Genomic DNA, 18,144 nt, shown 5'->3' with positions numbered 1-18,144 from the left:
CACCCACCCCACCAATGCGGAGCGCGGCGGGGGCCGACTGCTACGCGCCGGACAAACCGCTTTCCGCCCGGCCGCGCCTACGGTGGAGGTGGAGACACCTCCGCACCATCACCCCACCACTTCCGGAAGGTCGGGATCCGCCGTGCCAGACACAAACGAAGCCGTCACTCACTCGTTCTGGCTCGCCGGCCGCGAGGCCACGGGCGAGAGCACCTTCGAGGTCAGGTCCCCCTGGGACGGCCGTCTCGTCGGCACGGTGAGTGTTCCCACCGAGGCCCAGGTCGAGGAGGCCGTCGCGGCCGCCGCGGCCGTCCAGGACGACTTCGCCGCCACCCCCGCGTACGTGAGGGCCGCCGCCCTCGACCATGTCTCACGGCGGCTCGCCGAGCGCGCCGAGGAGATCGCGGGGCTCATCTCCGCCGAGAACGGCAAGCCCCTGAAGTGGGCGCGCGGTGAGGTCGGCCGGGCCGTGTCCGTGTTCCGGTTCGCCGCCGAGGAGGCCCGCCGGTTCAACGGCGGAGACGCGCAGCGGCTGGACACCGACCCGGGCGGCACCGGTCGGCTGGCGCTGACCCGCCGCTTCCCGCGCGGGGCCGTGCTGGGCATCGCGCCGTTCAACTTCCCGCTGAACCTGTGCGCCCACAAGGTCGCCCCGGCGCTCGCCGTCGGCGCGCCGATCATCCTCAAGCCGGCCCCGGCCACGCCGCTGTCCGCGCTGCTCCTCGGCGAGCTGCTGGCCGAGACCGACCTGCCCGCGGGTTCCTGGAGCGTGCTGCCGGTGCCCAACGACCGGATGCCCGCGCTCGTCCAGGACGAGCGGCTGCCGGTGATCTCCTTCACCGGCTCCGACAAGGTCGGCTACGCCATCAAGGAGTCCGTGCCGCTCAAGCACTGCACGCTGGAGCTCGGCGGCAACGGCGCCGCGGTCGTGCTGGGCGACTACACCTCCGAGGTCGGCCTGCAGTGGGCGGCGGGCCGCATCGGGACCTTCTCCAACTACCAGGCCGGGCAGTCCTGCATCTCCGTGCAGCGGGTGATCGCGGACGCGTCCGTCTACGAGCGGCTCGTACCGAAGATCGTCGAGGCCGTCGAGGCCCAGGTCACCGGCGACCCCTCCGACGAGGCGACCGACGTCGGCCCGCTGGTCAGCGAGGACGCCGCCAAGCGCGTCGAGGCCTGGGTGGAGGAGGCGGTCCAGGGCGGTGCGAAGGTGCTGACGGGCGGCAAGCGCGAGGGCGCGGCCTATGCCCCGACGGTCCTCGCCGATGTGCCCGCCGACGCCCAGGTCTCCTGCGAGGAGGTCTTCGGCCCGGTGCTCATCGTCCGCAAGGTGGCGGGCGAGGAGGAGGCCTTCGCCGTGGTCAACGACTCCAAGTACGGGCTTCAGGCGGGCGTCTTCACCCACGATCTGCAGACCGCCTTCCGCGCCCACCGCGCGCTGGAGGTCGGCGGTGTGATCGTGGGCGACGTCCCGTCGTACCGCGCCGACCAGATGCCCTACGGCGGCACCAAGAAGTCCGGCGAGGGCCGTGAGGGCGTGCGCTACGCGATGGAGGACTACACGTACGAGCGGGTCCTCGTGCTCACCGGCCTCGACCTGTGAGCCGCGCCTGATGAGAGGCGCCTGACGAGGCGCGCCTGATGAGGCGCGCCCGACCTCATGACGAGCGCCCACGCGGAGGGTGACGTAGGTCCTCCGCGTGGGCGCGTGGCCCGTCATACCGGGCCGGGCCCGTGGTGTCGGGCCGGGCCCGTGGTGTCGGGCCGGGCCCGTCCTGTGGCGGCTCCGGACCCTCAACCGGAGAAGCCGAGACGGGCCAGTCTCAGGGCCCCGCGCAGCGTGATGTGCAGATCGTGCACGCCGGACGGGGGAGTGGGCAGGGCGGCGCCCACGGTGGTGTAGCGGTACGGGCCGCCGGTCGGCGGGATGGCGACCGTGGCGAGCGTGGTGTCGTCGGACAGGTGCAGCTCGACCGCCGCCGCCCCCGTGGTCTCCGCGTGCGCCGCCTCGACGGTGACGGTCCGCGCGCCCGCCCCGAAGTCGCAGCCGCGGAAGAGCAGCCGGCCGACCGTGTCGTCCCCACAGGCCACCGCGTCGCCGCGCACCTTGGTCAGATCCACCAGCGTGATCCCGTCCGCCGAGTCGAAGTCCGCGGCTGTCAGGCCCCGCTCCAGCACCGGGCGCGGGGCGGGCGGCGGGCCGTCGACGGTGATGGTGGCGGTGCGCCTGATGTCCGCGCTGGACGCGCCGGCATGGATCTCGTACGTGCCCGGATCGACGGCCCAGCGGCCGTGCGCCACGTCCCAGAAGCCCAGGGCCTCCTCGGCCGGGACGGTGAAGAACAGCCGCGCCGTCTCGCCCTGGCGCAGATGGACCCGGCGGTGGGCGATGAGCCGGCGGTGCGGGCGCGGAACGCGCGCCCCCGGGGCGCCGAGGTAGATCTGCACCACCTCGTCGCCGTCGCACGGGCCGACGTTGGTGATCTCGCACTCGACGGTGAGCGCGTCGGCCCCGCCCTCACTCTCGATCCGCTGTACCGACAGGTCCCCGTAGTCGAAGCGGGTGTACGACAGGCCGTGCCCGAACGGGAACAGCGGGGCGCCGTCGAAGTACAGATAGGTGGCGCGGGACGCGATGATGTCGTAGTCGAGCAGGTCGGGCAGCTCCTCCTCGGCGGCGTACCAGGTCTGCGGCAGCCGCCCGGCCGGTGAGACATCGCCGAACAGCACCCGCGCGAGCCCGGTCCCCGCCGCCTGCCCGCCGTGTGCCGTCCACAGCAGCGCGGGCAGCGCGTCGGCCGCCTCGCCCACCGCGTACGGATAGCTGGAGACCAGCACGAGCGCGGTGCGCGGATTGGCGGCGTGGGCGGCGCGCCACAGCCGCTCCTGCTGGGCGGGCAGCGCGAGGGTGGTGCGGTCCTCGGTCTCGCGCCCGTTGATGTGCGGGTCGTTGCCCGCCAGGACCAGCACGGTCGTGGCGCCCGCCGCGGCCCGCGCGACCGCGTCCTCGCCGCGCTCGACGACCTCCAGCGTGAAGACCGCCGGCCCGGCCGTCTCAGCCACCTCCGGCGCCCCGTCCGACCCGCCCGGCGCGGCAACCTTCAGGCCCTCGGCGGCGACACAGACGTACCCGCCCGTTCCCCTGTGCCGGAGGAGATGTCCCTCGCCGTGCCGCTCCAGCGTGAACGTCTCCTGGACCACCCAGCCCTCGGGCTGCTCGGCCGCGGCCCGTACGAACCCGTCCTCGGCCACGGTCAGATAGCGCCCCGACGGCGCGCAGAGCGTCAGCACGCCGCCGCCCCAGTCGGCCAGGGCCAGGTCGGTGGGCGCGGGGCCGAGGGTCACCGGCGGCAGATCGGTGCGCCCGGCCGTGTGCGCCGGGTTGAACGAGCCCTCCTGAGCCCGCTCCTCGACCGCCGTGTCGGGGACCCGCACCCACCCCGCCGCGGTGCGCAGCCGCACGGTGTCCGTCCCCTCCACGAACACCACGCGCTCCGCGCCGAGCCGTTCCACCAGCGCCTCGCGCGGTGTGCTGCGGCGGATCAGACTGCCGCTGTACCAGTCGAGCCGGCACGCGTCCGCGAGCGGGCCGACCACCGCGACGGTGCCCGCCGTGGCGTCGGACAGCGGCAGCAGCCCGTCGTTCTTGAGCAGGACGACCGCCTGCTCGGCGGCCTCCAGCGCGAGCGCCCGGTGGGTCGGGGTGTCGAAGCCGGCCGCCTCCGCCGGTTCGGCGGGCGGGTCGAACTCCCCCAGCGCGAAGCGCATGGTCAGCAGCCGCCGCACCGCGGCGTCGACGACCGACGCGTCGATCAGCCCGCGCCGCAGCGCGCCCCGCACCCGCTCGACGGTCTTCGACGCGTCCTGGTCGTGGTCGGTGAAGCTGTCCACCCCGGCCAGCAGGGCCGCGGCCACCGCCTCCTCATGGGTGTCGAAGTAGTGCTCGGAGTCCACCAGGTTGGAGGGCGCGCCCGCGTCGGAGCACACCACCAGCTCCTGCTCGGTCCAGGTGCGCAGCTGCTCCCGCAGATACGGGGAGACGTGGTTGGGCCGCCCGTTGACCAGGTTGTAGGCGGGCATCACGCCCGCCACCGCGCCCGCCCGCACGGCGCCGCGGAACGCCGCCAGGTCGTACTCGTGCAGCACGCGAGGCCGCACCGAGGAGGACGTGGTGTCCCGGCGGGTCTCGTTGTTGTGCGCCAGCCAGTGCTTGAGGACGGGCGCGGTGCGCCAGCGGTCCGGGTCGTCGCCGCGCAGCCCGCGGGTGTACGCGGTGGCCAGCGCCGAGGTGAGATACGGGTCCTCGGCGTAGCCCTCCTCGTTGCGGCCCCAGCGCGGGTCGCGCAGCAGATTCACCACCGGCGCCCACACATTGAGCCCGATCCGTTCGTCGTGGGCGTGCATGGCCCGTACCTCGTCGGCCACCGCCTCGCCGATCCGCCGCAGCAGCCCCGGATGCCAGGTCGCGCCCAGCCCGACCGCCTGCGGGAAGACCGTCGCGGGCCCCATCCAGGCCACCCCGTGCAGCGCTTCCTGCCCCGTACGGAAGGGCGCCAGGCCCAGCCGCTCCACCGCCGGCGCGAACTGGTGCAGCATCGCGATCCGCTCGTCGAGGGTGAGCCGCGTCAGCAGGTCCGCCACCCGCTTGCCGATCGGCAGCCGCGGATCACGGAAGGCCGGAAAGGGGGGTGTCGTCACATCGCTGGCCTGGCAGCCGCTCACGCGCGGATCCCCTCACGGAGGTCGGAGGTGTCATTCGAAGCGCTTCGATGCTGGTGCCGAGTCACCCGGATGTCAAGGCTCGAAGTGGCAACAACCCCATGGCATCGCGATGTTACGGGAATGTCACGATGAAGTGGGTGCACCCGCAGCCGCGTTGGACCTCAGGGGACCTCCGAGGAATCTTTTGGGTGCCACTCTTGCGCCACCCCACCCCCCGACTTAACCTCAGCGCAATATCGAAGCGCTTCGACCATCGGTCGCACGGCGGGTACGCCACGAAGGGTTGACGCAATGCCGAACTCCCAGGCTTCGGCCTCCACTTCCACTCCGAGCCGGAGAACCGTCCTGTCTTCCGCGGCCGTCGCCGCGGTGGCCGTCGCGGGAGGGGTCCCGCTGCTGTCCGCGTGCTCCACCGAGGAGAGCACCGGCAAGGGCGGCACGACATCCGGCAAGGATCTGAAGAAGCTGCTGCCGACCTATGCGGCCTCCCGGGTGGCGAAGCCGGACATCCCCGGCGTGAACGGCTCGAGCCCCGGATTCACCCAGGCCAAGCCCGCCGCCGAGCTGGTCGCCTCCGTCAAGGGCAAGCCGGGCCACGGCGGCAGCTACACCGTCTTCGAACCGCTGTGGGGCACCCCGCCGTCCAAGGACAGCGCCTACTACAAGGCCGTCAACGAGGCCCTCGGCGCGAAGATCACCTTCCAGCCGCAGGACGGCAACACCTACGGAGAGAAGCTCAGCGCCGTCCTGGCCTCCGGGGACATCGCGGACATCGTGATGATCCCGCAGTGGGAGATGGGCGGAAAGCTGATGGGCGCGATCAGCGCCAAGTTCGCCGACCTGGGCCCGTATCTGTCCGGCGACAAGGTCAAGAAGTACCCCAACCTCGCCGCCATCCCCACCGCCGCCTGGCAGATGTCGGTCTTCGGCGGCAAGCTCCGCGGTCTGCCCATGCCCGCCCGCCCGCTCAGCGGTGTGATCCCCTTCTACCGGGAGGACATCTTCAAGAAGGAGGGCTACGAGGTCCCCAAGAGCGCCGATGAATTCCTCGCCCTCGCCAAGGAGATCACCCGGCCCAAGAGCAAGGTGTGGGCGTGCGAGGACATGTGGTGGTCGGCGCAGATCATCTTCGGCTGCCCCGGGGAGAAGCCGTTCTACTGGGTGGAGAAGGACGGCAAGCTCGTCCACAAGGTCGAGCTGGACAACTATCTCGAGGCCCTGGAGTGGTGCCGCAAGCTCTTCAAGAGCGGCTATGTCCACCCCGACGCGGTCGCGGGCAAGGCCAACGACTCGCTCACCCGCTTCACCTCCGGCCAGTCGCTCATCATGAACGACGGCGACGCCAAGTGGTACGGCGCCACCTTCGAACAGGCCGAGCCCAACCCCGGCTTCAAGATCCAGGGGATGGACTACTTCGGCGCCGACGGCGGCGACCCCACCCTCTACCTGGGCCCGCCTGCCGCGATCTGGTCCTTCCTCAACAAGAAGCTCTCCAAGGAACAGATCGAGGAGATCCTGGCCGTCGCCAACTACATCGCCGCGCCCTACGGCACCAAGGAGCAGCGCCTGATCGACTACGGCGTCGAGGGCGTGCACCACACCATGAAGCACGGCGCCCCGGTCAAGAACTCCAAGGGCGTCACCGAGGTCCAGGACACCTACCGCTTCATCGTCTCGCCCGAGGCCACCGTCGCGTACCCGGACTTCCCGCAGATGGTGAAGGACTACTGCGGCTGGATGCAGCGCATGGGCAAGTTCGCCAAGAAGCCCCTCTTCTACGGCATGCAGATCCAGGAGCCCAACCGCTACGCCTCCCTCTACACCCCCTTCGAGGACCTGGCCAAGGACGTCGTACGCGGCCGCAAGTCCATCCGCGACGCGCAGAGCGCCATCAGCGACTGGCGCAGCGGTGGCGGCGACAAGCTCCGCGACTGGTACGCCGAGATCCTCGACAAGAACGGCAGCGGCGCCTGATGGCACTGGACACCGGAAGCCGGGCCGGTGAACCGCGCCGCGCGAGATCCGCGCGGCGCGGCGGCTCCGGCGGCCCCGACGACTCCGTCGCGTCCGCCCCGCCGCCCGCCGTGCCGGACGGCGGCATCCGGTGGTGGCAGCGGCTGCGCCGGGACCGCACCCTGCTGCTGATGGTGGCGCCCGCCGTCGGCCTGCTCGCGCTGTTCAACTACGTCCCGCTGATCTGGACCACGGTCGCCTTCAAGGACTACGACCCGTTCACCCAGGGCCTGTGGACCAGCCCCTGGGTCGGCCTCGACAACTTCACCCTCCTCTTCGAGGACAACCGCTTCTGGGACGCCTTCGCCAACACCCTCGGCATCACCTTCATCCAGCTGGTGCTCTTCTTCCCGGTCACCATCGGGCTCGCGCTGCTGGTGAACAGCGTGCTCAGCACCCGGATCCGCGGGCTGGTGCAGTCGATCCTCTACCTGCCGCACTTCTTCTCCTGGGTGCTGGTCATCACGGTCTTCCAGCAGATGCTCGGCGGGGCCGGGCTGCTCGCCCAGCAGCTGCGCCACCACGGCTACGAGGGCTTCGACCTGATGACCGACCCCGGGGTCTTCAAGTTCCTGGTCACCGCGCAGCTGGTGTGGAAGGACGGCGGCTGGGGCGTCATCGTCTTCCTCGCCGCTCTCTCCGCCGTCAGCCAGGACCTGTACGAGGCCGCGGCCGTGGACGGGGCCAACCGCTGGCGGCGGATGTGGCATGTGACGCTGCCCGCGCTGCGCCCGGTGATCGCCCTGCTGCTGGTGCTGCGCGTCGGTGACTCGCTCACCGTGGGCTTCGAGCAGATCCTGCTCCAGCGCGACGCGGTGGGGCCGGGCGCCTCCGAGGTGTTCGACACCTATGTGTGGTGGGTCGGTATCGCCAACACCGACTACGGGATCGCCGCCGCGGGCGGCCTGATCAAGGGCGTCTTCAGCCTGGTGCTCGTCCTGATCGCCAACAAGATCGCCCATATGCTCGGCGAGCAGGGGGTTTACCAGAAATGACGGTGATCGCGCAGAACGCGCCCGCGCCGCCCGCTGCGGCCGTGCGGCAGCGCCGCGACAGCAGACGCCCGGTGTGGGAGGAGGAGCCGGGCAAGGCCGGCCAGGGGCTCAAGGGCGCCACCCTGGTCGCGGTGTGCCTGGCGATCCTCGGGCCGCTGTGGGTGGTCGTCGTCACCAGCCTCTCCGACCAGAAGGCCATCACCGAGGCCGGCGGGCTGGTCATCGTGCCCAAGACGATCACCTTCCGCGCCTACTCCGAGCTGCTCGGCGGCGGCACGGTCACCCGCGCGGCGATCGTCAGCCTCGCCCTGACGGCCGTGGGCACGGTGATCAGTACGGTGGTCTCGATCCTGTGCGCGTACGGCCTGTCGCGCCGCGGGTCCTTCCTCCACCGGCCGATCCTGATGGTGCTGCTGGTCACCATGTTCTTCAACGCCGGTCTGATCCCGACCTATCTGCTGGTCACCGGGGTCGGCCTGGAGGGCAGCTACTGGTCGATGATCCTGCCCAGCGCCATCTCGGTCTTCAACATCCTGGTGCTGCGCTCCTTCTTCCAGACCACCGCGCCCGAGCTGATCGACAGCGCCCGGATCGACGGCGCGGGGGAGTGGCGGATCCTGCTCCAGATCGTGATGCCGCTCTCCAAGGCGGTCATCGCGGTCGTCTCCCTCTTCTACGCGGTCGGCTACTGGAGCCAGTGGTTCAACGCGATGCTCTACCTCAACGACCAGAACATGTGGCCGCTCCAGATGATCCTGCGCCAGCTCGTCATCAAGCAGCAGGCGCCCCAGGGCATGTCCCAGATGATCTCCAGCAGCCAGATCCCGGGCCTGGCGGTGCAGATGGCCGTCATGGTCCTCGCCCTGATCCCCGTCGTGGTCCTCTACCCGTTCGTCCAGAAGCACTTCACCAAGGGCATGCTCACCGGCGCCGTCAAGGGCTAGCCCGCAGCCGACCAGAGGCGAGAGCGAGAGCGAGTGCGAGAGCGAGTGCGATGCCCGAGCTGAGCGATGTCACCCGCGGCCGCATCCTCTACGGCGGCGACTACAACCCCGAGCAGTGGCCGCGGAGCGTCTGGCGCGAGGACGTACGGCTGATGCGCGAGGCCCGGGTCACCACCGCCACTGTCGGGGTGTTCTCCTGGGCCAGGCTGGAACCCCGCCCCGGCGCCCGCGACTTCGGCTGGCTCGACGAGGCGCTCGACCTGCTCCACGAGGGCGGCATCGAGGTGTGCCTGGCCACCCCCACCGCCTCCCCGCCGCCGTGGCTGGGCGCCCGCCACCCCGAGACCCTGCCGCGCGACGAGAACGGCGCCACCGTCTGGTACGGCTCGCGCAACCAGTTCTGCGCCTCCTCCCCGCTCTACCGCGAGTACGCGCTGCGCATCACCGAGGACCTGGCGGACCGCTACGGCGGCCATCCGGCGGTGCGCAGGTGGCACGTCGGCAACGAATACTCCACCCACTGCTGGTGCGACACCACCGCCGGCCACTTCCGCCGCTGGCTGCACGCCCGGTACGGCGGACTCGACGCGCTGAACGAGGCGTGGGCCACGGCCTTCTGGAGCCAGCGCTACGACTCGTGGGAGGAGATCATTCCGCCCCGTCGCGCCCAGTATCTGACCAACCCCGCCCAGGCGCTGGACTTCCGCCGCTTCACCAGCGACGCCCTGCTGGAGTGCTTCACCGCCGAGCGCGACGTGCTGGCCGCCCGCACCCCGCACATCCCGGTCACCACCAACTTCATGTCGATGTTCATCGGCCAGGACGGCTGGGCGTGGGCGGCCGAGGAGGACGTCGTCTCCGTCGACCTCTATCCCGACCCCAAGGACCCGCACGCCGCCGCCTACGGGGCGATGGTCCAGGACCTCACCCGCTCCCAGGCCGGCGGCCCCTGGGTGCTCATGGAGCAGGCGGCGGGCCCGGTCAACTGGCGCGGCGTCAACCACCCCAAGCCGCCCGGGCTGATGCGTCTGTGGTCGCTCCAGGCCGTCGCCCGCGGCGCGGACGGCGTCTGCTTCTTCCAGTGGCGGCAGTCGCGGCAGGGCAGCGAGAAGTTCCACTCCGGGATGGTCCCGCACGCGGGCGAGCACAGCCGCACCTTCCAGCAGGTGCGGGGGCTCGGCGCCGAGCTGCGCCTGCTCGACGGGGTCGTCGGCCGCGGCGTCCCCGCCCGCGTCGCGCTCCTGCACGACTGGCACGCCTGGTGGGCCACCGTCCAGGACGGCCGGCCCTCCGCCCGGCTCGACTACCCCCAGGTGGTACGCGCCTGGCACCAGGCCCTGTGGGAGGAGAACCTCACCACCGACTTCGCCCACCCGCACGCCGACCTCGGCGACTACGCCCTGGTCGCCGTCCCCCATCTGTATCTGCTCACCGACGAGGCGCTGGACAACCTGACCGGCTATGTTCGCGGCGGTGGCACGCTGGTCTGCGGCTTCTTCACCGGCGTCGCCGACGAGCACGACCGGGTCCGCCCGGGCGGCGTCGACCGGCGCCTGCGCGACCTCCTCGGCATCCGCACGGTCCACGAGTGGTGGCCGCTGGACGAGGGCGAGACCCTCACCGCCCACGGCCCCTCCTGGCCGGCCGGTTTCACCGTCACCCTCTGGTCCGAGGACCTGGAGCCCTCCACCGCCGAGACCATCGCCCGGATCAAGGGCGGCGAGCTCGACGGCGGGCCCGCCGTCACCCGCAACCGCCACGGCGCCGGCACCGCCTGGTACGTCTCCACCCTGCCCGAACCGGCCGCGCTGCGCGCGCTGCTGGCCCGCGCCGCCGGCGAGGCGGGGCTGCGGCCACCGCTGTCCGGCATCCCCGACGGCGTGGAGGCCGTGGCCCGCGGCGACCACCTGTTCCTCCTCAACCACGGCCGCACCCCCGCGGCCGTCCCCCTCCCGTCCGCGCGGACCGACCTGCTCACCGGCCGCGTGTACGACACACAGGTCCATCTCGACCGCTATGCGGCCGTGGTCCTGACTCCGCTCGAATCCCCCCCACCCGAAGGGAGCAGCACCGTGCACCGAGCCGCCCGAAAGCTCTTCCTGACCCCGCTGTTCGCGCTTCTCGCGCTCATCGGCTTCGCCGCCGCCCCCGCCCACGCCGCCACCTGGTCCTCCTCGGACCAGTGGGGCAACTGGTCCACCGGCGGCTACACGCTCTACAACAACATCTGGGGCTCCGGCGCCGGAGCCCAGACCATCTGGGCCAACTCGTACAGCGACTGGGGTGTGTGGGCCAACCACCCCAACACCGGGGGCATCAAGTCCTACCCCAACGCCAAGCGGGTCGTCGGCAAGAAGGTCAGCGCCATAGGCAGCCTGAACAGCAGCTACAACGTCACCGTGCCGTCCTCGGGCGCGTACAACACCTCGTACGACATCTGGGACACCAACTACGACTACGAGATCATGCTCTGGATGAACAAGACCGGCCCGGTCGGTCCGCTCGGCACCTCCCAGGGCAGCCTCACCCTCGGCGGCCACAGCTGGACCGTCTACAAGGGCAGCAACGGCGCCAATGAGGTCTTCTCCTTCATCCGCACCTCAAACTCCAATTCCGGCTCCGTGGACATCAAGGCCATCGTGAACTGGATCAAGAACACCAAGGGCTGGTTCGGCGATGTGACCATCGGCGACGTCCAGTTCGGCTACGAGATCACCTCCTCGGCCGGCGGTCTGGACTTCAAGACCAACAGCTTCGGCGTCTCCTTCAGCTGATCGCGCCCCCGGCCGACCGTGTGCCGCCGCTCCCCGGGGCGGCGGCACCCGTCGTACCCCTCCGGTTGTGGCCCCGGCGCCCGCGCGTACTCCCCGGGTTGCGGGGCGGGCACGCTCGTTCCGCCGTGCGGAGGAAGGACCCGTACGCGAGGCGGCCCTAGGCTGAAGGGCATGGTCCTCCTCGGCTCTTTCGCCCGTCTCCGGCCGCCGCGCGGCCGGTGGGCGGACGCGGCTCTGGTCGGTGGCGTCTTCGTGCTGGCGGCCGTCGGCGGCGCGGGGCCGTTCGTCGGCGAGCGCGAGGAGCCCTGGCCGGTCACCGTCTTCGGCCTGGGGATGACCGCCGCCGCCAGCGGCGCGCTCTGGTTCCGCCGCCGCCGACCCGTGGCCGTCGCCCTCGGCGTGCTGGCCGCCACCGTCGCGTACTACCTCATCAGCGTCCACGACGGTCCCCTCCTCGTCGCGTTCGTGGTCGCGCTGTACGCGGTCGCGGCCGAGGGGCTGCTGCGGGCGGCCGTCGCCCTCGCCGCGCTCTGCGTCGTCGCCGTCGGTGTCGGCATACTGGCGGGCAACGAGGACGTCGACGGGATCGCCCTCTTCATGCTCACCGGCTGGCTGGTCGCGGTGGTCGCGCTCGGCTGGGTGCGCCACAGCCGCCAGGCGTACGTCCACGAGGTGGAGCAGCGCGCGGCCGGTGAGGAGCGGCTGCGCATCGCCCGGGAGCTGCACGACGTCGTCGGCCACCACATCTCCCTCATCAGCGTCCAGTCCGCGGCCGCCCTGCACCGGATCGAGAAGGACCCGGCACAGGCCGAGACCGCCCTCGCCGCGATCAAGGCCTCCAGCCGCGAGGCGCTGCGCGAGCTGCGGGCGACCCTCGGGGTGCTGCGGCAGGTCGACGAGGATGCGCCCACGGCGCCGCCGCCGGGCCTGGCCCGGATCGGTGAACTCGTCGCGTCGGCGCGGTCGGCCGGGTTCGATGTGCGCACGCACACCACCGGCGAGCCGGAGCCGCTGCCCACCGAAGTGGAGCTGGCCGCCTACCGCATCGTCCAGGAATCGCTCACCAACGTGACCCGGCACTCCCGGGCCACCGCCGTCACCGTCCATGTCTCACACGCGCCCCGCGAGGTCCGGATCGAGATCACCGACAACGGACGGGGCCCGGCCCGCACCGTGTCCGGCAGCGGCATCAGCGGCATGCGCGAGCGCGCACGCGCGCTGGGCGGCGAACTGGCCACAGGCGGCGGCCCGGACGGCGGATTCGCCGTACGCGCCCGGCTGCCGCACGGGAACGGAGCGTCCCCGCAGTCATGATCACAGCCATGATCAAGGTCTTGCTCGCGGACGACCAGCGGCTGGTGCGGGCCGGGTTCCGCTCGATCCTCGAGGACGAGGACGACATCACGGTGGTGGCCGAGGCGGGCGACGGCGACGAGGCCGTCGCGGCCTGCCGCGAGACGCGCCCCGACGTGGCGCTGCTGGACATCCGGATGCCCGGGACCGACGGCCTTCAGGCGGCCCGGCGGATCACCGCCGACCCCCGCCTGGAGGGCGTCAAGGTGGTCATCCTGACCACCTTCGACCTGGACGACTACATCTACGGCGCGCTGCGCGCCGGCGCCACCGGCTTCCTGGTCAAGGACACCGAACCGGAGGAGCTGATCCACGCTGTACGGGTGGCGCACCGCGGCGACGCGCTGATCAGCCCCTCCGTCACACGGCGGCTCATCGCGGAGTTCGCCGGACGGGTCCGGGCCCCCGAGCCCGGCCCCAGGCTGCGCGCCCTCACCGACCGCGAGCGGGAGGTGATGGGGCTGGTGGCCGCCGGGCTGACGAACGACGAGATCGCCGCCCGGCTGGTGCTCAGCCCGGCCACCGCCAAGACCCACGTCAGCCGCATCATGACCAAGCTGGCCGTCCGGGACCGCTCCCAACTGGTGGTGCTGGCCTACGAGTCGGGCATGGTCAGCCCCCGCTGGCTGACGAGCTAGGCGCCCCCGCCCCTCCATGCGACCGGGGGAGTACGCCGGCGGGGCGCCCGACAACCGCTGGGGTACCGCGGGTGTCCGCCGGGGGCCGACGCCCCGGGGCGCACCGCGCCCGGATGCTGCGGGGTATGAGGGCATCCCGCATCTTCGCGAAGGCCGCGGACACGGTCGTCGGTCTGCTGGTCGGCGCCGCCGCGGGCTTTCTCCTGACGGGGGCCGCGGGTGCCTTCTCCTCCTTCGTCCTCGGCCGCCCGCTGCGCGCGGACGGCACCGGCGCGGCGCGGGCCGTGCTCCTCGCCGTGCCGGCGGTGTGCGCCGCGCTCGGCGCCGCCGTCGCGGCCCGCCGGGCCGGCCGGGGACCCGATCGGCAGAACCGAGGTTGATCATCATGTCTCCGCCGCGCGACACGACCGCGACCACCGGGCCCACCGAGCCCGCCGCGGGCCGGCCCCCGGGCAGCACGGGCACCTTCGGGCGCCTCGCCGCCTGGTCCCAGAACCACCGCTGGGGCGCCCTGCTGCTGTGGATCCTCGTGGTGGCCGCGATCACCGCCGGATCGCTGGCGGCAGGCAGCGCGTACCGCAACGACTTCGCCCTGCCGGGCACCGACTCGCAGACCGCCACCGATCTGCTGACCGAGCACGGCTCCCGGCAGGCGGGGGACAGCGTGCAGATCGTCTTCAAGGACGAGGGCGGGCTGCGCGCCGAGCGCGGTGCCATCGAGAAGACCCTCGACCGGGTCCGCGCCCTGCCCTCCGTCACCGAGGTGCGCGGCCCGTACGCGGACGCCTCCGCACTCTCCCGGGACGGCACCGTCGGTTACGCCACCGTCACCCTTGACGGCAAGGCGGAGGAGGTGCCCAAGGGGGACGTCACCCGGATCATCGACACCGCCAAGGCCGCCGGGAAACAGGGCCTGGAGGTCGCGCTCGGCGGTGAGGCGGTGCGCGGCGCCGAGGAGGAGGAGGGCGGCGCCGCGGAGGGCGCGGGCATGCTCGCGGCGCTGGTCATCCTCGTCCTGCTGTTCGGCTCGCTGGTGGCGGCGGCGCTGCCGCTGATCACCGCGGTGTTCGCGGTGGGCGGCGCCATCGGTCTGATCGCCCTGGCCTCACACCTGTTCACGGTCGCCGACTTCACCCCGCCCGTCATGATGCTCGTCGGGCTCGGGGTGGGCGTGGACTACGCGCTCCTGATCTTCTACCGCTACCGGCATGAACTCATCCGCGGCGCCGACCGGCACACCGCCACCCGGACCGCGCTGGACGCCGCCGGCCGTACGGTCTTCTTCGCCGGCTGCACCGTCATCATCGCGCTGCTCGGCCTGGTCGCCCTGGGTCTTGGCGCGCTTCAGGGCGTGGCGCTCGCCGTCGCGCTGACCGTGCTCGTCACCATGGCGGCCTCCCTGGTCCTGCTGCCCGCGCTGCTGGCCGTGCTCGGCGGGCGCGTCCAGCGCCAGGTGCTGCGGCGCGCCGACCGGGCCCGGGCCAAGGGGAAGGAGGAGGGCCGGCGCTGGCGGGCCCTGGCCGCCGCCGTGCAACGGCGCCCGCTGCCCGCGCTGCTGGCCGCCGTCGTCGCGCTGCTCGCGCTGTCCGCTCCGGCCCTGACCCTGCGCCTGGGCTTCGCCGACGCGGGCACCGACCCGACCACCTCGACCAGCCGCCGGGCCTACGACCTGCTCGCCGAGGGCTTCGGGCCAGGGTTCAACGGACCCTTGGTCGTGGTGAGTCGCGGCGACGCGGCGGCCGCCCGGGAGCTGCGGACCACGCTCGCCCGTACGGACGGCATCGCCGCCACCACACCGCCGCTGCCCTCCGAGGACGGCGCCGTCTCCACGGTCCTGGCTTTTCCCCGCACCTCCCCGCAGGACGAGGGCACCGCCGACCTCGTCCACACGCTGCGCGACCGCGTCCTGCCCGGGCTCGGTGAACGCACCGGCGCCGACTACCTGGTGGGCGGGTCCACGGCCGCCGCACAGGACTTCGCCGACTCCGTGGCCGACCGGATGCCGCTGTTCGTCGCCGTCGTCGTCGGCCTCTCCGCGCTGCTGCTCATGGTGGTCTTCCGCTCCCTGCTGATCCCGCTGAAGGCCGCGCTGCTCAACCTGCTGTCCATATCCGCCGCGCTGGGCGTGATCACGCTCGTCTTCCAGCACGGCTGGTTCGGGGCACAGCCCGGCCCGGTCGAGGCGTTCATCCCCGTGATGATCTTCGCGATCGTCTTCGGCCTCTCCATGGACTACGAGGTGTTCCTCGTCTCCCGCATCCACGAGGAGTGGGAGCGGACGAAGGACCACTCCCACGCGGTCCGCGAGGGCCTGGCGGCCACCGGCAAGGTGATCACGGCGGCGGCCGCCATCATGATCGTGGTGTTCGCCGCCTTCGTGCTCAGCCCGAGCCGCATGCTCCAGCAGTTCGGGCTGGGGCTCGCGGTGGCCGTCCTGCTGGACGCGGTGGTCATCCGCTGTCTGATCGTGCCGGCCGTCATGCGGCTGCTCGGCAGGCACGCCTGGTGGCTGCCCGCGCCCCTCGCCCGCCGGCTGCCGAAGGTGGCGCTGGAACGCCCAGACGCTGATGAGGCGACCTGAGGCGACCTGAGGCGATCTGAGGCGACCTGAGGCGACCTGAGGCGGGCGGGGGAGGGCGGGGCCGACGACGGACCGTCAGGGCTCCCGCACCGGCAGCCGCGCGCCGTCCCGCAGGAACAGCGGGATCCGGTCCAGCGGGGCGGGCACCGTCACCCTGGTGCCGCCCTCCCAGCTCTCGCCCGTCCAGGCGTCCGTCCAGCGCGCCCCCGCCGGGAGATGGACGGTCCGCTCGGTCGCGCCCGGCTCCAGGACCGGGGCGACCAGCAGGTCGGGGCCCAGCAGATAGGCGTCCGCGACGCCCCAGGCCGCCTCGTCCCCGGGGAACTCCAGGAACAGCGGGCGCATGGGCGGCAGCCCCTCCTCATGGGCGGTGCGCATCTGCGCCAGCACATACGGCTTCAGCCGCTCCCGCAGCCGCAGATACGCGCCGAGGATCCGCTCGGCCTCCTCGCCGTACGACCACACCTCGTTCGGGCCGCCGGTCATCCCGGGCCCGAGCGGCAGCCCCGGGTCGCGGAAGCCGTGCAGCCGCATGATCGGCGACAGCGCGCCGAACTGGAACCAGCGGATCAGCACCTCGCGGAACGCCGGGTCGTCCGGGTCCCCGCCGTGGAAGCCGCCGATGTCGGTGTTCCACCACGGGATGCCGGAGAGGGCGACGTTCAGACCGGCGGCGATCTGCCGGCGCAGCGTCGGGAAGTCCGTGCCGATGTCGCCGGACCACAGGGCGGCCCCGTAGCGCTGGCTGCCCGCCCACGCCGAGCGGTTGAGCGTCACCACCTCCTCCTCGCCCGCCGCGCGCAGACCCTCGTGGAACGCCCGGGCGTTCTCGCGCGGGTAGAGGTTGCCGACCTCCAGGCCCGGCCCCGCGTGGTAGCGCAGATTCGCCGGGTAGCCGGGCTTGATCTCCGGCTCGCAGGCGTCCAGCCAGAAGGCGTGGATCCCGTACGGCTCCAGGTAGTTCTCCCGCACCCGCGACCACACGAACTCCCGGGCCTCCGGGTGGGTCGCGTCGTAGAAGGCCACGTCGATCCGCTCGCCCGCGCGCACATCGGGCCAGTCGGCGTGCGCCGTGGGCCCGTACTCGGTGCCGACGAGGAATCCCCGCTGCTCCAGCGTGTCGTGGTTCTCGCTCAGCGGGGAGACCGAAGGCCACACCGAGACCACCAGCTTGATGCCCAGGTCGGCCAGTTCCCGCGTCATCGCGGCCGGGTCGGGCCACGCGGCCGGGTCGAACTTCCAGTCGCCCAGGCGCGTCCAGTGGAAGAAGTCGCAGACGATCGCGTCGATCGGCAGCCCGCGCCGCTTGTGCTCGCGGGCCACGGTCAGCAGCTCCTCCTGATCGCGGTAGCGCAGCTTGCACTGCCAGAAGCCCGCCGCCCACTCCGGCATCATCGGCGCGCGTCCGGTCGCCTCGGCGTAGCGGCGCTGCGCGGCCGCCGGGTCCCCGGCCGTGATCCAGTAGTCGATCTGGCGGGCGCTGTCGGCGACCCAGCGGGTGCCGGTCGCGGCCAGCTCGACCCGCCCGATGGCCGGGTTGTTCCACAGCAGGGTGTAGCCGCGGCTGGAGGTGAGGACCGGGATCGTCACCTCGGCGTTGCGCTGCACCAGGTCGATCACGGCGCCCTTCTGGTCCAGCAGACCGTGCTGGTGCTGGCCGAGGCCGTAGAGCCGCTCGCCCTCGTACGCCTTGAAGCGCTGCTCGATGCGGTGGTAGCCGTTGCCCGTGGCGGTGCGCAGCCGCGGCCCCGGCCACCAGAAGTGCGCGCGCTCCTCGGCGAGCAGCTCCCGGCCGCCTTCGGTGGTCTCGAACCGGATCATGCCGTCCGCGGTGATCCGGGCGGTGATCGCGCCGCAGGTCAGCGATGCCTCCCCGGCTCCGATCGCGATGCTCGGGACCGCCTTCGGCGGGTCGTCGAGGAGCGCGCCGGGCAGGTTCTCGAGCAGCGGCCCGCCGAGCCGGGCGCGGACCCGGACCGCGTCGGGTCCCCACGGCTCCAGACGTACGGTCTCCTGCCGCCCGGACCACTCCAGCGCGCCGTCGCGTTCGCTGAAGGTGCCGACGGTGACGGAGGACTGGGCGAGCGACGCTGAGGTGGTGGCCGGCGGCGATGGGTTCATCGG

11 protein-coding genes and 1 pseudogene are annotated in these 18,144 nt (G+C 72.3%); 10 read left to right on the top strand and 2 right to left on the bottom strand.

Going from position 1 to position 18,144, the window contains the following annotated elements; translation table 11 throughout:
• Window positions 1–142: 142 nt before the first annotated feature.
• Window positions 143–1,603: an aldehyde dehydrogenase family protein gene (locus tag ACH4S9_RS42425; RefSeq protein WP_358847638.1), complete on the top strand. Its 1,461-nt coding sequence runs from the start codon at window positions 143–145 to the stop codon at window positions 1,601–1,603.
• Window positions 1,604–1,794: 191 nt separating this feature from the next.
• Here ACH4S9_RS42425 and ACH4S9_RS42420 read toward each other — a convergent pair whose 3' ends face one another.
• Window positions 1,795–4,722, bottom strand: coding sequence for a glycoside hydrolase family 3 C-terminal domain-containing protein (locus tag ACH4S9_RS42420; protein WP_398377008.1), 2,928 nt, complete (start codon window positions 4,720–4,722; stop codon window positions 1,795–1,797).
• A gap of 291 nt (window positions 4,723–5,013) precedes the next feature.
• Between ACH4S9_RS42420 and ACH4S9_RS42415 the strand changes: the two genes are divergently transcribed.
• The 9 genes and pseudogenes from ACH4S9_RS42415 (at window position 5,014) to ACH4S9_RS42375 (ending at window position 16,020) form a co-directional block, all read left to right on the top strand.
• Window positions 5,014–6,696: an extracellular solute-binding protein gene (locus ACH4S9_RS42415; protein WP_398377007.1), complete on the top strand. Its 1,683-nt coding sequence runs from the start codon at window positions 5,014–5,016 to the stop codon at window positions 6,694–6,696.
• Window positions 6,696–7,730 carry an ABC transporter permease gene (locus ACH4S9_RS42410; protein ID WP_398377006.1) on the top strand — a complete coding sequence of 345 codons (1,035 nt, stop codon included), beginning with the start codon at window positions 6,696–6,698 and terminating at the stop codon, window positions 7,728–7,730. The genes ACH4S9_RS42415 and ACH4S9_RS42410 overlap by 1 nt, the downstream gene beginning before the upstream one ends.
• On the top strand, window positions 7,727–8,674 hold the full coding sequence (locus ACH4S9_RS42405; protein ID WP_398377005.1) for a carbohydrate ABC transporter permease: 948 nt from the start codon (window positions 7,727–7,729) through the stop codon (window positions 8,672–8,674). The genes ACH4S9_RS42410 and ACH4S9_RS42405 overlap by 4 nt, the downstream gene beginning before the upstream one ends.
• A 50-nt stretch (window positions 8,675–8,724) precedes the next feature.
• Window positions 8,725–10,707: pseudogene (locus tag ACH4S9_RS42400) on the top strand (beta-galactosidase); the annotation flags it as partial.
• Window positions 10,699–11,448, top strand: a complete 750-nt coding sequence (locus tag ACH4S9_RS42395) for a hypothetical protein (RefSeq protein WP_398377048.1) — start codon at window positions 10,699–10,701, stop codon at window positions 11,446–11,448. The pseudogene ACH4S9_RS42400 and the gene ACH4S9_RS42395, both read left to right, overlap by 9 nt.
• Before the next feature lie 171 nt (window positions 11,449–11,619).
• Window positions 11,620–12,762: a sensor histidine kinase gene (locus tag ACH4S9_RS42390; RefSeq protein WP_398377003.1), complete on the top strand. Its 1,143-nt coding sequence runs from the start codon at window positions 11,620–11,622 to the stop codon at window positions 12,760–12,762.
• A gap of 8 nt (window positions 12,763–12,770) precedes the next feature.
• Window positions 12,771–13,439 (top strand): response regulator transcription factor, encoded by a 669-nt coding sequence (locus ACH4S9_RS42385; RefSeq protein ID WP_311727744.1) that lies wholly within the window; start codon window positions 12,771–12,773, stop codon window positions 13,437–13,439.
• Window positions 13,440–13,564: 125 nt separating this feature from the next.
• On the top strand, window positions 13,565–13,819 hold the full coding sequence (locus ACH4S9_RS42380) for a hypothetical protein (RefSeq protein WP_311727743.1): 255 nt from the start codon (window positions 13,565–13,567) through the stop codon (window positions 13,817–13,819).
• Between the two features lie 5 nt (window positions 13,820–13,824).
• Window positions 13,825–16,020 (top strand): MMPL family transporter, encoded by a 2,196-nt coding sequence (locus ACH4S9_RS42375; protein ID WP_358847630.1) that lies wholly within the window; start codon window positions 13,825–13,827, stop codon window positions 16,018–16,020.
• A gap of 75 nt (window positions 16,021–16,095) precedes the next feature.
• On the opposite strand, the gene ACH4S9_RS42370 is transcribed toward ACH4S9_RS42375, so the two are convergent.
• Window positions 16,096–18,141, bottom strand: a complete 2,046-nt coding sequence (locus ACH4S9_RS42370) for a TIM-barrel domain-containing protein (RefSeq protein WP_398377000.1) — start codon at window positions 18,139–18,141, stop codon at window positions 16,096–16,098.
• Window positions 18,142–18,144: the final 3 nt, after the last annotated feature.

The organism is Streptomyces sp. NPDC021225 (assembly GCF_044332865.1).
Taxonomy (GTDB): domain Bacteria; phylum Actinomycetota; class Actinomycetes; order Streptomycetales; family Streptomycetaceae; genus Streptomyces.
Note: the sequence above shows the minus strand (reverse complement) of the source record. Positions and strands in the feature narration are given on the sequence as shown.